This window comes from Bacillus cereus group sp. BceL062 (genome assembly GCF_051780025.1).
In the GTDB taxonomy this organism is placed as follows: domain Bacteria; phylum Bacillota; class Bacilli; order Bacillales; family Bacillaceae_G; genus Bacillus_A; species Bacillus_A toyonensis.
The window spans coordinates 433730-447701 of the sequence record NZ_JBPWGY010000001.1 but is presented as its reverse complement, the minus strand read 5'-3'; the positions used below and the strand labels follow the sequence as shown (position 1 = coordinate 447701).

Here is a 13972-nt window from a genome sequence, read left to right as displayed (position 1 = left end):
TTTACTACCCCTTTATTATGTAGTCTATTTGTTACAGCACCTGTGCTGTTTGTGAAGATAGTAAGCTGTACCAACCTGCAACAGTTGGACGTTCTGCTAAATCTGCAAACGTGATTTCTTTCCCTTCACGACGCCACTTCTCTACTAAACTCATAATTCTGACCGAATCAAGCCCTCTATTTAATAAGTCCTCATCAATATCAATACTCTCTACTGGCTCACGAAGTAGTTGTGCAACTAGTTCATGTACTTCCTGTATAGTGATTCCTTCCCTCTCATCACCTTTTACACTTTGTAAATCTTTTAACAATAGGTTTGTTGATGTCGTTACTGCGCATCTATTAGATGCATACTCCAATGCTTGTTTATGATGCTCTAGTGAAAAATCAGCAACTGCATCTGCTACAAAGAACGGCTCTATACCATCCATAAATGCTTCACAAGCTGTTAAAAGGCATCCAATATGCGCATAAATACCGCAAATAATGAGTTGATTTCTTCCTTGTTCATTTAAAATTTCTAATAGATTTGTCTTTTTAAATGCACTATATCTCCATTTTGTTAGGAATATATCATCCTCATCAGGAGTAAGTTCATCAACAATTTTCTTTTTATCTGGTCCAGCAGGAATACCGTCACCCCAAAAGTCTTGTAATAAACCTCTTTGTTCTAACGTTTGTCCACCAGGTTGCGCTGTATAAACAACTGGTATACCAAGTTGTTTACATTTTTCTCTTATCATTTTAATATTTGAAATAAGTTCTACTTTTGGTGATTCTTTATCGCTATATGCATCAAGAAAATATTCTTGCATGTCATGAATTAAAAGTACTGCACGTTTCGGGTCTGGTGTCCAATTCACTTTATTTTTTGGTAGTTCTGATTCAATTGGCATTTTATATACTGAAATAGATGGAATAGCCATCTAATCACTTCCTTCCGGTTTTTATTATTGTTTTACTGTAATAAGTTTTTCAGCAATGACTTTACGTAGTTCTTTTTTGCTGACTTTTCCGACTCCTGTTTGCGGGAATGATTCAATAAATTCAATTCGATCTGGAATTTTATAAGCCGCTATACCACGTTCTCTTAAAAACATTTTTAATTCACTTACAGTTGGAACTTGTCCGCGAGCTATAACAAAAGCACAGGTGCGTTCACCTAAATAATCGTCAGGCATAGATACAATTGCTACATCATGTACTGCATCATGTGCTAATAGATGATTTTCAACCTCTTCCGCAGCAACTTTCTCACCACCACGATTAATTTGATCTTTATCTCTTCCTTCTACAATGATGTAACCTTGTTCATTTACTTTTACAAGATCACCTGTGCGATAAAATCCATCCTTTGTAAATGATCGTGCATTATGCTCTTCCGCTTTATAATAACCACGAATTGTATATGGACCTCGTGTTAATAAACTACCTACTTCACCCGGTTTTACATCGTTATCATTTTCATCAACAACCTTTACTTCATCGGATGTAGACATCGGTCTACCTTGTGTATGAATAATGATTTCTTCCGGATCATTTAATCTTGTGTAATTTACTAGCCCTTCTGCCATACCAAACACTTGCTGTAACGTACATCCAAATGTAGGACGAATACGCTTCGCAACTTCGGCACTAAATTTCGCACCACCTACTTGAATCACTTGCAAGCTCGATAAATCGTTATTACGGGAAGATGCAGCATCAAGCCAAATCATTGCTAATGGTGGAACGAGCGCTGTAATCGTCACTTTTTCTTTTTCTATAAGAGCAAATGCCTCATCTGGACTCCCTCCAGTTGCCAACACTACCTTTCCACCCGCATAGAAAGTTCCAAATGTCCCTGGAGAACTCATTGGGTAATTGTGTGCTACTGGAAGAACTGCCATATAGACGCTTTCTGCATTCAAATTACAAATTTCAGCGCTAACACGTAAACTATAAATATAGTCATCATGTGTTCTAGGAATTAATTTAGAAAGTCCTGTTGTCCCTCCTGATAATTGGAGAAACGCAACATCACTTGGCTGAACTTCTGGTAATGAGACGGGATCCATACACAGATCATTTATGTTCACAAACTCTTCTTCTTCTCCCACTACAATTACATGTTGTAAAGTTGGCACTTTCTCTTTCACTTCTCTTGCTAGTTTTCGATAATCAAAACCGAGAGCCTTATCTGAAATAACGTAAGCGCTCGCCTCACCAAACTCACAAAAATAACTAATTTCACTGCTTCGATGTGAAGGCAGTGCAAAAACAGGAAGCGCTCCAATTCGAAATAGTGCAAAACATACTTCGAAAAACTCGATAATGTTAGGTAACTGGATTACAACTCTGTCCTCTTTCTTTATTCCTAAATTCAGTAAACCTGCTGCTAAACGATCTACCTTTTTATCAAGTTCACTATACGTTATATGCGTCTTACCGCTTACAACCGCGATTTGATCTCCATATTTCTCAGCCCGCTCTCTTAACACTCCGCCAAATGTTTCACCAAGCCAACACCCTTCTTCTCGATAAAGATCGGCAAATTCTTTTGGCCATTCCGTATAACCTGTTAACATTCTTTCTTCCCCCTATTTTTCATTCAACGAATTATCCCTTAACCCTAAAGCCTTCAGCATTGTTTGGAACTTAGCTGATGTTTCTGCTAACTCATCTTCTGGTTTTGACTCAGCAACAACTCCAGCTCCTGCATATAAACGAAGTGTATTTTCTTGTACTTCAGCACAACGAATTGTAACAATCCATTCTCCATCTCCATTTAAATCGCTCCATCCTAGCATTCCTGTAAAGAACTCTCGGTCAAATGGCTCAATATGCTGTATAGCCTCTCTTGCCTTTTCCATCGGAGTTCCGCAAACTGCTGGCGTAGGATGAAGGGCAATTGCTAATTGTAAAGAAGAAGTATTTGGATCCTTAAGTTCACCTTTCACTTCTGTAGACAAATGCCACATCGCTTCACTATGAATAACTGATGGCTTTTCTGGAACATGTAATGTATGACAATACGGACGAAGTGCAGCGGCAACCGCTTCAACTACTACCGCATGTTCATGTAAATCTTTTGGAGAAGAAAGTAATTCCTCTGCTCTTCTTTTATCTTCTACTGGGTCCTCACTACGTGGCCTTGAACCAGCTAACGGGTTAGAAATAACTTGCATACCATTACGTGAAACAAGTAATTCAGGGCTTGCTCCAATTAGCGTCTTACTGTTCTCTTTTTCATCTTTCGGTAAATTCACAGCAAATGTATAACCATGCTTATTATGTTCTGCTAATTCTCGAAGAAGTTTTTGCTTATCAATCTTTTCGGAAGATTTAACATCTAACGATCTGGATAGAACGATTTTCTTTAAATCACCGTCCTGTATTTTTTCAATTCCTTGCTTCACACCATTCATATAAACTTCAGGGTCCGGAACCGGTGTCATTTCAAAAGTCAGTTTCTCATTTCGTTTTATCTCATTTGTTGTCTCCAACTGTAAACGCTCAGTAATTCTGCAATATTCCGGAACAATAAGTTGAACTTCTTTTCTACGATCAAAAGGCAAAGCACCAACAACGATAGGATTCGGATTTCCGGCTTGTTTTGCATTACTTAATACCGCTTGTACAAGTTCTGGAAAACTTTCAATATCATGATGTTTTACTTTAGTAAACTCCCCTTCTGTCAATATCGTTCGAGTTGGTGAAGCGAAAAAGAACGAAGATTCAGTCTTATAATCTTCTAATAATTTTTCTGACAGTTCCTTTACGGCTGTAAGTTCATTCATAGTATGAAAACCTCCTGAATTTTTTATTAAACTCCTAATGTAGCTCCGCCATCGACACATAAATTGTGCATTGTAATATGACTCGCTTTATCAGAAGCTAAAAACAATACTGCTTCAGCAATTTCTGAAGGTTGTGCAATTTTTTGTAATGGTATACCGAGTCTATATGTATTTTGAGAACCAGCAATTATATTTTTAGCTCCATTCTCATCAGCCCATAGTAACCTTTGCATTTCAGTTTCAGTAGAACCAGGAGAAACTAAGTTGCAGCGAATATTGTATGATGCAAGCTCTAATCCTAAACATTTCATGAACATGGTCGTTGCAGCTTTTGATGCAGCATACGCAGCCATTTCCATTCTCGGAGTATTTGCTGCATTTGAGCCAACTGTAACAATTGCCCCTGATTTTCTTACCATCATACGTTTACTTACCGATCGAGATATATAGAAAACTCCTGTAGTATTTACAGAGAATGTTTTATGCCAATCTTCATCACTTAAAGAGTGAATCGCTCCCATTCGTAAAACTCCTGCGACATTTACTAATATATCTATAGGTGCTATGTCATTTTCAATTCGGTTTACTACCTCTTCGACAGCATCGCTATCACTCACATCTAAATGAAATGTCTTCATACGTGTTTCATATGATGCATCATGATTTAATAACACATTTAGCCCTTCTTCATTTTGATCAACCGCAATAACTGTCGCTCCTCTTTCTAAAAACATTTTTGCTACAACACTACCTATACCTTGCGCTGCACCTGTTACGAAAACGGTTTTTCCATCAAATTCCCCTGCGTTCATTTCCTCTATCCTTTCATATAAAAATTAATCTAATGAAACAAATCAAATGATAACGATTTTCATTATCATTCGTGATGTAAAAAATAATACACTTACTAAACTAATTGGTCAAGTGTACTTTTCATCGAAATGAAATTAATTGATAATATTTTTCATTTACTGTTCTTACACCGAAATGATAATGTTTCTCAATAAACTTGTCAATCTTTTTTTATTTTTCAGATAAAATATTTTTTACGTTTCTATGTAATGCTACATCTATAATCATTAAAAAGTACTTTAAATACAGTGAAACTTTATTCATTGGGGGTTTTTACGGGCAGTAATAAGGTATACAAATTTAATCCATAATTCCTTATCATCTTTTTGACATTCAACAAGAGAACTTGTAGATTTCTTCGCCTACAATGCTTTACCAAAAATTCATTTTTTCTTTTCTCAACATTTTTCTGAAAATATTTTATTTTACATCTTTCATTTCTCAATAAATATTCTATGTATATTCTAAGATTTATTTAGATTTTCCTATATTATGCATCCCTTAATAAAATCCTAATATAATCCAAATTGATGTTTTACTCGCGCTTTTATTCGTATCATTACGTCGATTACAAGGACTTGGTAGGGAAAAATAATTTAAAAAAGTTCATATAGAAAAAAGCACCCTATTTCATAGAGTGCTTTTTCTTATCGTAGTGCCATAGAAGGTTTAAATCGTTACGCTACACTGCGATATTCTTCTTCTTTTTCTTTTTTCTTATTAGGTGCTTGAATTAAAATTGCGATAATAAATGACACGACACATAATACGCCGATCACCATGAAAGTTGGTTTAAATCCACCTAGAATTGCACCGATAAAGGAACCTGCAAGCGCTCCAAACCCGAATCCTTGATACACAATTCCGTAGTTTTTACTATGATTTTTCATGCCGAAGAAATCACCAACAATAGCTGGGAAAATAGTGATATTTCCGCCAAAGCAAAACGCTACACTTGCTACACAGACGAAGTAGATACCATAATTTAAATCTACGAAACTTAGGACCAAGACTGAAGTCGCCATAGCAACAAAAGTACCAGTAACGATTTTTAAACGGCCGATTTTATCTGATAACGGTCCTAGAATAATACGACCTAATGTATTGAAGATTGCAACCATAGCCACTGCATTAGCTGCTGTTGTTGCGCTAAGCCCTACAAGTTGAACACCGATGTCTTTTACCATGCCAATTAAGTATAAGCCACTCATGCATGATGTAAATAACATAATAAATAATAAGTATACTTGTTTTGTACCTAGCATTTCTTTCGTTGTATATTCCTGCGTTTTTGTTTCATGAACTGCCCCTTGATCAGCAGCTTGATGGATTAAACAAGCGCCAATCACAATCATAGCTGTAACAATTAAACCCCAGTATATAAACGCTTGTGATACACCAACTGATTCAATCAACTGTGCGTTTATGTATTTAAAGATTAGGCTACCTGAACCATATGCAGAGACAGATATACCAGCAATTAAACCTTTACGCTCTGGAAACCACTTAATTAAATTCGATAGTGAAGTGATATATGCTGTACCATCTGCATACCCTACGACAACTCCTGCTAATACATAAAGCAATATTAATGAGGAAGCTTGTGAACTAAGTATTAATCCTAGTCCTAATGCTAGTCCAGCTATCATAATGAGTTTACGAAGTCCCCATTTTTCTTGCAATTTACTCGCAAACAAAGTTGAAAACGCTAAAGAAAGGCTTGTAATCGAGAAAGTTATAGCAACAGCGTTCAGACTCCAACCAAATTTACTAACTAAAGGCTGATTGAACAAGCTCCAAGTATATATCGTTCCAAGCCCCATTTGTACTATGACTGTACCAAGGACAACAAGCCATGGATTAACAGTTGATTTTTTCATATCATCCCGCCTCCTCTTTCTATTTCAATGCTATTCGCTACATTTGCTTTTTTTATGTTCATTTTGTCCACCTCTTTGATTTGACAACTTCATTGTATAAGATGTTTCCGCTTATGTAAGCACTTACAATACAAAGCGTCAAAAATATGAAATCAGTTACAGAAAACGAAGGGTGAAATACAAAAAACTGCTTATTAAATACGTAGCGGCTGTTCGTATTGTGTTATATAAGTACGACTTACAAGTGTTTTTGAAATCTTTTTCATTTAGTGAAACTTTAATCTGTAGGATTTTATTCACCTCTCATTGATTATTAGGCCACACCAATCAGATGTTTACGGGCAGCCCGACTCCCACCTAATTTCTTTGCTCCAGTCAAATTTTGATTACCTTATGCAAACAAAAGGTTCCCTACTTAATTGGATACGAATATATATAACTTCTTTTCGAAGTTTCTGGTTGTTTGCATGAAAAAAACCATTACATTAAAAGTGTAATGGTCACAATCCTATAGTGTCCTCTTTAATCTCAGAATGACTTCTCATCTATACCTATCTTATTAAAAACTTTACTTTCAAAAATTCGGCCTATATGAATATCTGTTTGACAACCATCTTTGAATTGAACTTTAAATAGTAGAACACACATGAAATCATTGTCAGCCTTTGTTAATACACGTACTATTTGAAATGAGTTGTTGTATTTCGTAAATTAAACTGGGCTGTAATAAAACCTTCTCTTTACTAAATAGTAAAGAGAAGGTTTTATTAGGTCAATTCATAAGGCTGATTTTCTTTATACGTTTATAATTGTTTATTCAAATATAACTATTGGCTCTACAAATTCCATCATAACGAAGGCGTTTTTAATACGTCTTGTTAAAACTTCTTTTAATTCTGCACACTTTTCTTCTGTAAGTGATTTTACAAATACAAAATTGTAATAATAGACCACACTCTTCTCTTTACTTAAAGGATTTAAAAACATCCCCTCTTTTGTAACGAAAGCGTTAGAATGCCCCGATAGAGTTGAAAGAAACGTCTCTAAAATTTTTATTTCTCTATTTGAAAACTGTTCCTCACAAACTACTTTAATATTCATTTCTGTTATCATTTATATATTCCCCCAACCAATTTTTTCACAAGGGGATAACTATAATACTATTAAAATTTCACGAGACTCCCCTTGCCGTTCAAAAAATTCACCAGAAAACTAGTTTGCTTAACTTTCTTTTTCCCTTTACTCATATGAATCTCTCCTTTCATATATATGACTTCTCCATTTCTAATTGAATACCTTTTTATATTTGAGTTTTTCTATATTTTTAGTCAGATTTATACAGATCATAACTCCATTTCTTTTCATTCCTTATACTATATTCACCTGAATACTATTACTTTTGAGAAACGCTTATTTATACTTATTGAAGAAATTACTTCCTGTACTCCGAAAAACAATGCTGCCTTCCCTATAAAACTTTGCTTATCTACTTTACGTTTAGAGCTACATATTATCTCTCTTTTGATTAATTTGTTTAGCTACATAATTTACATAGAAATATTGGTTCGCCAATTCTGAAAAATTTTACTTTGCATATAATAACCTTAAACAAAATATAACTTTTACCATAGGAGCACTCTATACTTTTCTATTAAATAAAAAATTTTTCATTGATAAACAAAACTAAATATTCACTAATATAACTATCCGTGGTTTAATATATGTAATAAACAAATATTTCTGTCTTTTATAAGGAGGTACTATGAAAGCAAACGTAGGGGATACTATACTTTTTCAACGAAATAATTTAAAGATTACAGGGTCTGTACTAAAACTATATACTGAATCGGTCTTAGTTGAAATTACAGATGTAAGCGGTGGTACTTTTGAATTTGATCGAACGATAGTAAATCATAAAAACTATAAAATTTTAAATGCAAATACATAAAGTAAAACTTTAATCAACCCTCACCAATCGGGCATTTACGGGCAGTTTATCTCCCATCCAAATTTCTTTGCTCAAGCTAAATTTTGAGGTGGAAGTTTCATTGCCCGTTAATGCGGGATAAAACAACATAAAATAGCCTCTGCTCACCAGCAGAGGCTATTTTATATCATAATACTTCATTAGTTTATATATCCTAAAACATTAACAATCTTACTCGCTTTTAAATTATTAATGTGATAATAAATTTCTAAACCCTTTCGCTCAGCTCGTAACACTTTACCTTTCATTTTTGATAAATGTTGCGAAACAGTCGATTGTGGAATATTCAGCAATTCTGTTAATTGTGTTACATTACAAGTTTTTCTAGTACTTAATTCATTTACAATTTGTAATCGGATTGGATGCGCCATAATTTTTAAAATATCTACATCCTCTTCTGAAACTACACTTTTTTTCATTTCACTCGTATATGTTGTCATAAGACATTCCCCTTTTATATGAATTCCTTTTTATTAAGATCCATTTCTACAAAATTCAATACTCCCGCTCAAGACCTTTATATAGAAATAATAGGATCTCAAATTTTCAAAAATAGAACTTACAATTATTCACTTTTTTTATTTATTCATTTATTTATTTGGTACATATACATAATACAATGTTAATATGTGCTCTATGTGAAGTTAGCATAAATTTATGATGAAGATTTATTTAATGACTTGCATCCTACTACGTGCTGGATAGTTTTATGCATTTTGTATCTTCCGCATAAAACTATCCAGTAATCTTAACACATTTTAGGCGTTTGTATATACTATTTACAAAACAATTTGGCAAAGGAGGATTTCATATGCCTACAATGTTACAAGAAGAAATTGAAGAGGCACGTGAGACATATGTCAGTCGTATCATTTTAGTTGGTGGATCAACTCTATTTTTAGTAGGTGGTGTTATATCGGCAATCGTAGCTTTTAAAGCTTATAATCGTTTGGAAAATACACCGCCTTCTTCTGATAATTCATAGGTGAGTTATCAAATTTTGAATAACAAACATACAAAGGCCGCCTCTAAAAAAGAGACGGCCTTTGATTTTTCATAGGTTCTACATTTAATAACGATTAGAACCAGCTTACATACTTTTATTTAAATTCAAATGTAAATAAAACATTTTAAAATATAAACCATTACTTACATAATAAAATTATGAAACAATTCGAGAAAAGCGTGATTAAATCTTTTAGTATGAACTAAAATTGAACTTACTTCACCACAAACCGAGTCTGACTACATCCATCCTTCTGCTTCGTTACTTCTAATACAGCCGGCATTGCGTTTTTCAGCTCTTGAACGTGTGAAATGACACCGATAAATCGGCCTGATTTTTGTAAGTCAATTAAAGCGTCTACTGCTTTCGTTAATGATTCCTCATCTAATGAACCGAAACCTTCATCGATAAACATCGTTTCAATGGAAATACCACCTTCATACGCTTGAATGACGTCTGCCATTCCAAGCGCCAAGCAAAGCGATGCGTTAAACTTCTCACCGCCAGATAATGTTTTCACATCACGTGTTTGGCCGGTGTATGCATCGTACACGTCTAAACCTAATCCACTTTGACGGTTTCTTTTTTCAACTCGCTCACTTCTTTTTAAATAAAATTGCCCATTTGATAATTTTCGTAATCGTTCGTTTGCAATTTGAACAATTTGTTCTAAATACTCAATTAAGATGTAACGCTCGAATGATATGCGACTTTCGTTATCGCCTTTCATTACTTCATATAAATCAACTAGTTCTTGGAAAGCTTTTTCTTCCTCATGAATTTGTTCATCAATACGTCTAATATTTTCATGTAAATCAGAAATATATGTTACAGCGTTTTGCGCACGTTGTCGTTTTTCTTTACTTATATCGAGATTGATTTCTAATTCTTTTATATGCTCACCTAACGATGTAATATCCATAAACTTTTTATCTTTTAATTCAGCATGTAACTCTTCAATTTGTTTTGCAAGTACTTCAAGAGATGAATAGTAACTTTGAATTTCTTTTTGTAACATCTCCATCTCAGCATCATTTAACTTAGCTTCTTTATACGTTAGCTGATCTATAAATCCCCTCTGCTCTAGTTCTTTCATAAAGCGCGAGAGAGTCTCTTCTTTCTTCAATTTTGCACTTTCAAATTGATTAGATGCACCTTCATGTTCTGCTTGAATACGTATATTTTCATTTTGCCAATGTTGATATGCTTCTTGCACTTTCTCCCATTCGTCTTCCATTAACCTAAGTTGTTGCATTGCTTGGTCAAACTGTGCTTTCCAAGCTTGTACTGTTTGTAAGTTATCTGGAATATTTTGCTTATCATGTTCATATGACGTACGAAGTTGCATGCACTCCATTTCTGTACGGTGCTGCAATGTTTCTGCTTCACGCTTTTGTTTCTGAAGTTCATCTACTTTTTCTTCTACACTTTTTATATTCACAGCAATTTGCTTACGCGTTTCTTCGCTTTCTTTTAACGTATTAACTTCTGCCGCTAATTGTTTTCCTTTTTGAACGAGTGCACTGTACGTTTCAACTAATTCATCTGAGTGATACCCTCGTTTCATGACTTCTTCGATCACCTGTTCATATTGTAGTCGATAGAAATTCCATTTCTCCTCTACTTGAACATGTAATTTTTCAGCGACATTTTTCTTGTCTCTTAAATCATTTAACTCTTTTTCATCAATCGCATCACTTTGCTCTGTCGCTTTTTTCGGATGATTCGTACTACCACAAACTGGACAAGATTCACCATCATGTAAATGAAGTGCTAATATGCCTGCTTGTTCGCTTAGCCAGCGGCGTTCCATATTTTCATATGCACGAACTGCCTCTTGCATCTTAGTATATGCTGCTTCTTTTTCTTGCTCGAATTTTTGTTCCTCTTGCCAAACGTCATATGCTTGCTTTAAAACTTTTGCATCTTCTCGCATGTTCGTTAGTTCTTCTACTTTCGCTACATACTGCTCAAGTGCTTGTTCCAATTGCTGTAATTCACCAGACATTCTCTGTTTTTGATTTGTATGCTCTTCTAGTAGTTGATCGAGCTTTTGCATACTTTCTTTTAATCTTCCTAGTTGAATTTCAGCGTTTTGTAAATTCAACTTTTTTTCAGCTAATGATGCAATAATTGATTGTAATTCTTCTAATCTTTGAACAAGTTTTTTAGCATCTTCTCGTTCAAGTTCTTTATTTTTTTCTACTTCGTATTTCTGCTGTGCAAGTGTAAAACTGGTTATTATATTCTCTTTTTTTACGATAATCTGCTTTAATAAACTTTCAGCCTTCTGTTCATTTTGCATTACTTCCTCGTGCCACTGCTCAAATGGTAATAAATGCTTTGCTTGTTCCGCACGTCTAAAAGATGTTTCTTTCCTTTCAATGACTGCACGGTTTTCTTGTAAAGTGTTGTATCTCTCATTCTTTTGTTGTAAATCTGTAAATTTCTCATTTACAGATTTTGCTGCATGAAAACGTGTTTCAGCTTCTTTTAATTGCTTTGTTCGAGCATCTTGTTCTAGTTGTAATTGCGCAACCTCTGTCTTATATGCCGTTGTTTCTTGCTCTAACGCCTCTACTACTTGATGCGTATTTACATGTTCTTGTTCCACTAATGTCTCTAATAATGCCCCATCTCGAATTGGTAGTTTAAATACATTGCGGAAATGTAACTCTCGCTCTTTTTGTTTTTCTTGCAGAACGTCTTTCCATTGTTTTCGTTTTTGATCAAGTAATTCACGCATTAATTTATAACGATCTGTTTTAAAAATACGACGTAAAATCTCTTCTTTGTTTTCTGTCTCAGATGTTAATAGTTTTCGGAATTCTCCTTGTGGTAACATAACAATTTGACTAAATTGATGTTTACTTAACCCAATTAAATCTTCCACTTTTTTGTTTACATCTGTTACATGAAAACGATCAACAGCTGGAATTTTTTCTCCATCCATAACGTCATATAATTCTACTGCATGTCCTGTAATCGTCTTATTCCCTTGTTTTTTATGGCCAAGTTGCCGTTTTATTTCATAGCGCTTCCCTTTTAACTGAAAAGTTAGTTCTACACTTGTATAAACATTATCATCAGCAAACTGACTTCGAAGCATGCTCGTATCACTACGTTCTTCCCCACTAGCTTCACCATATAATACGTAACAAATCGCATCAAAAATCGTTGTTTTTCCAGCTCCCGTATTTCCAGAAATGGCGAAGATACGATGCTCTCCAAGATCATCAAAATTGATTACTTCTGTCTGTTTATATGGCCCAAATGCTGTCATAATTAGCTGAATCGGTCTCATCCTCGTTCACCTTCCCGTTCTTGCACTGTTTGTAATACTTCTACAAATAGACGTTCTTTCTCTTCTGATAAATCTAAGCCTTTCATTTCTTTATAAAAAGCTTTTAAAAGAGATACATCATCCGTTTTATGTCTTGAAACAGTTACTTCATTTGACTCTGTGAACTCTCGCCTTTGAATAGACCTTTCAACATGCATTGCATTTGGATATACAGAGCGTATTTTTTCCATTGGCTGCAAAACAGGATTTTCATCTAATAGTTTTACAAACACGTAATCTTCACTTACCGGATGTTGTAATAATTCATCTATTTTCGCTTCTACTGTTCGCATTTTACGACGTGGTGTAAGTAATCTTTTTTCAATTGTTGTTTCACCCTTTTCGTCCAGTTCCACGATATAATATCCTTTTTTATGTTTTTCTTCAGAAATAGAATATGCAAGTGGCGAACCTGAATATCGAATTGTCTCATTACGTACGAAATGCGCTTGATGTAAATGTCCAAGCGCTGTGTAATGAAATTTATCAAAATAATGACTATTTACGTATTCAGCACCACCAATTGAAAGCGGACGTTCTGCATCACTTGTATTCTCCTCCGCTTCTCCCGCAGAAGTTACAAATGCATGACCTACAAATACATGTCTTGCTTCTTTATCCATCGTTTCAGAAAGTTCATTCATAAAAATACGCATCGCATCATCATGAGATCGGACGTCTTCGTTTTTCAATACATGTCTAACTATGCTTGGATCCGCATAGGGAACTAGATGGAAGTGAACCTCGCCATATTCATCATTTAATACAATGGGTTCATATGGAAATTGAAATTGCCCCACAATAAATAATCCTTGTTTCTTCATTAAACTACTACCGAAATGTATACGATCTGGACTATCATGGTTTCCTGCAACTGAGATAACTGGTGTTTGTAAATCAATCACTATTTTTTGTAATACATCATTTAATAAGTCTACTGCTTCCGTAGGTGGAATTGCTCGGTCATATAAGTCCCCTGCAATAATTACGGCATCTGGTTTTTCTTCTTCAATAGCTTGTACAAACTGATCTAATACAATCTTTTGATCTTCAGTCATATACACGCCATGAACAAGCTTGCCTAAATGCCAATCCGCTGTATGAAATAACTTCATAATTTCCTTCT

At 34.6% G+C, this 13972-nt stretch carries 11 protein-coding genes; 2 read left to right on the top strand and 9 right to left on the bottom strand.

What is annotated here, in order from left to right:
* Positions 1-31: 31 nt before the first annotated feature.
* The 6 genes from ACS2MN_RS02230 to ACS2MN_RS02205 all read right to left on the bottom strand — a co-directional run bounded on the left by ACS2MN_RS02230 (position 32) and on the right by ACS2MN_RS02205 (position 7623).
* On the bottom strand, positions 32-925 hold the full coding sequence (locus ACS2MN_RS02230) for an isochorismatase family protein (protein WP_001007269.1): 894 nt from the start codon (positions 923-925) through the stop codon (positions 32-34).
* A gap of 24 nt (positions 926-949) precedes the next feature.
* Positions 950-2566: a (2,3-dihydroxybenzoyl)adenylate synthase gene (locus tag ACS2MN_RS02225; protein ID WP_346994227.1), complete on the bottom strand. Its 1617-nt coding sequence runs from the start codon at positions 2564-2566 to the stop codon at positions 950-952.
* Between the two features lie 12 nt (positions 2567-2578).
* Positions 2579-3778, bottom strand: coding sequence for an isochorismate synthase DhbC (gene dhbC, locus ACS2MN_RS02220; protein WP_001004380.1), 1200 nt, complete (start codon positions 3776-3778; stop codon positions 2579-2581).
* 26 nt (positions 3779-3804) lie between these two features.
* Positions 3805-4590 (bottom strand): 2,3-dihydro-2,3-dihydroxybenzoate dehydrogenase, encoded by a 786-nt coding sequence (gene dhbA / locus ACS2MN_RS02215; RefSeq protein WP_088055996.1) that lies wholly within the window; start codon positions 4588-4590, stop codon positions 3805-3807.
* 717 nt (positions 4591-5307) lie between these two features.
* On the bottom strand, positions 5308-6510 hold the full coding sequence (locus tag ACS2MN_RS02210) for an L-lactate MFS transporter (protein WP_000750116.1): 1203 nt from the start codon (positions 6508-6510) through the stop codon (positions 5308-5310).
* A gap of 813 nt (positions 6511-7323) precedes the next feature.
* A complete protein-coding gene (locus tag ACS2MN_RS02205; RefSeq protein ID WP_098709679.1) occupies positions 7324-7623 on the bottom strand; it encodes a hypothetical protein in 300 nt (99 codons plus the stop codon).
* Between the two features lie 649 nt (positions 7624-8272).
* Here ACS2MN_RS02205 and ACS2MN_RS02200 point away from each other — a divergent pair.
* Positions 8273-8458 (top strand): YkvS family protein, encoded by a 186-nt coding sequence (locus tag ACS2MN_RS02200; protein WP_000646787.1) that lies wholly within the window; start codon positions 8273-8275, stop codon positions 8456-8458.
* A gap of 179 nt (positions 8459-8637) precedes the next feature.
* Here ACS2MN_RS02200 and ACS2MN_RS02195 read toward each other — a convergent pair whose 3' ends face one another.
* Positions 8638-8937: an ArsR/SmtB family transcription factor gene (locus tag ACS2MN_RS02195; RefSeq protein ID WP_000214792.1), complete on the bottom strand. Its 300-nt coding sequence runs from the start codon at positions 8935-8937 to the stop codon at positions 8638-8640.
* Between the two features lie 371 nt (positions 8938-9308).
* Here ACS2MN_RS02195 and ACS2MN_RS02190 point away from each other — a divergent pair, with 371 nt between their 5' ends.
* A complete protein-coding gene (locus tag ACS2MN_RS02190; RefSeq protein WP_001142745.1) occupies positions 9309-9482 on the top strand; it encodes a hypothetical protein in 174 nt (57 codons plus the stop codon).
* 235 nt (positions 9483-9717) lie between these two features.
* Here the strand turns inward: ACS2MN_RS02190 and ACS2MN_RS02185 are convergent, their stop codons facing one another.
* Together ACS2MN_RS02185 and ACS2MN_RS02180 are read right to left on the bottom strand one after the other, a co-directional pair.
* Positions 9718-12807 (bottom strand): SMC family ATPase, encoded by a 3090-nt coding sequence (locus ACS2MN_RS02185; protein ID WP_346994228.1) that lies wholly within the window; start codon positions 12805-12807, stop codon positions 9718-9720.
* Positions 12804-13961, bottom strand: a complete 1158-nt coding sequence (locus ACS2MN_RS02180) for an exonuclease SbcCD subunit D (protein ID WP_346994229.1) — start codon at positions 13959-13961, stop codon at positions 12804-12806. Before ACS2MN_RS02180 ends, ACS2MN_RS02185 begins: the two co-directional genes overlap by 4 nt.
* Positions 13962-13972: the final 11 nt, after the last annotated feature.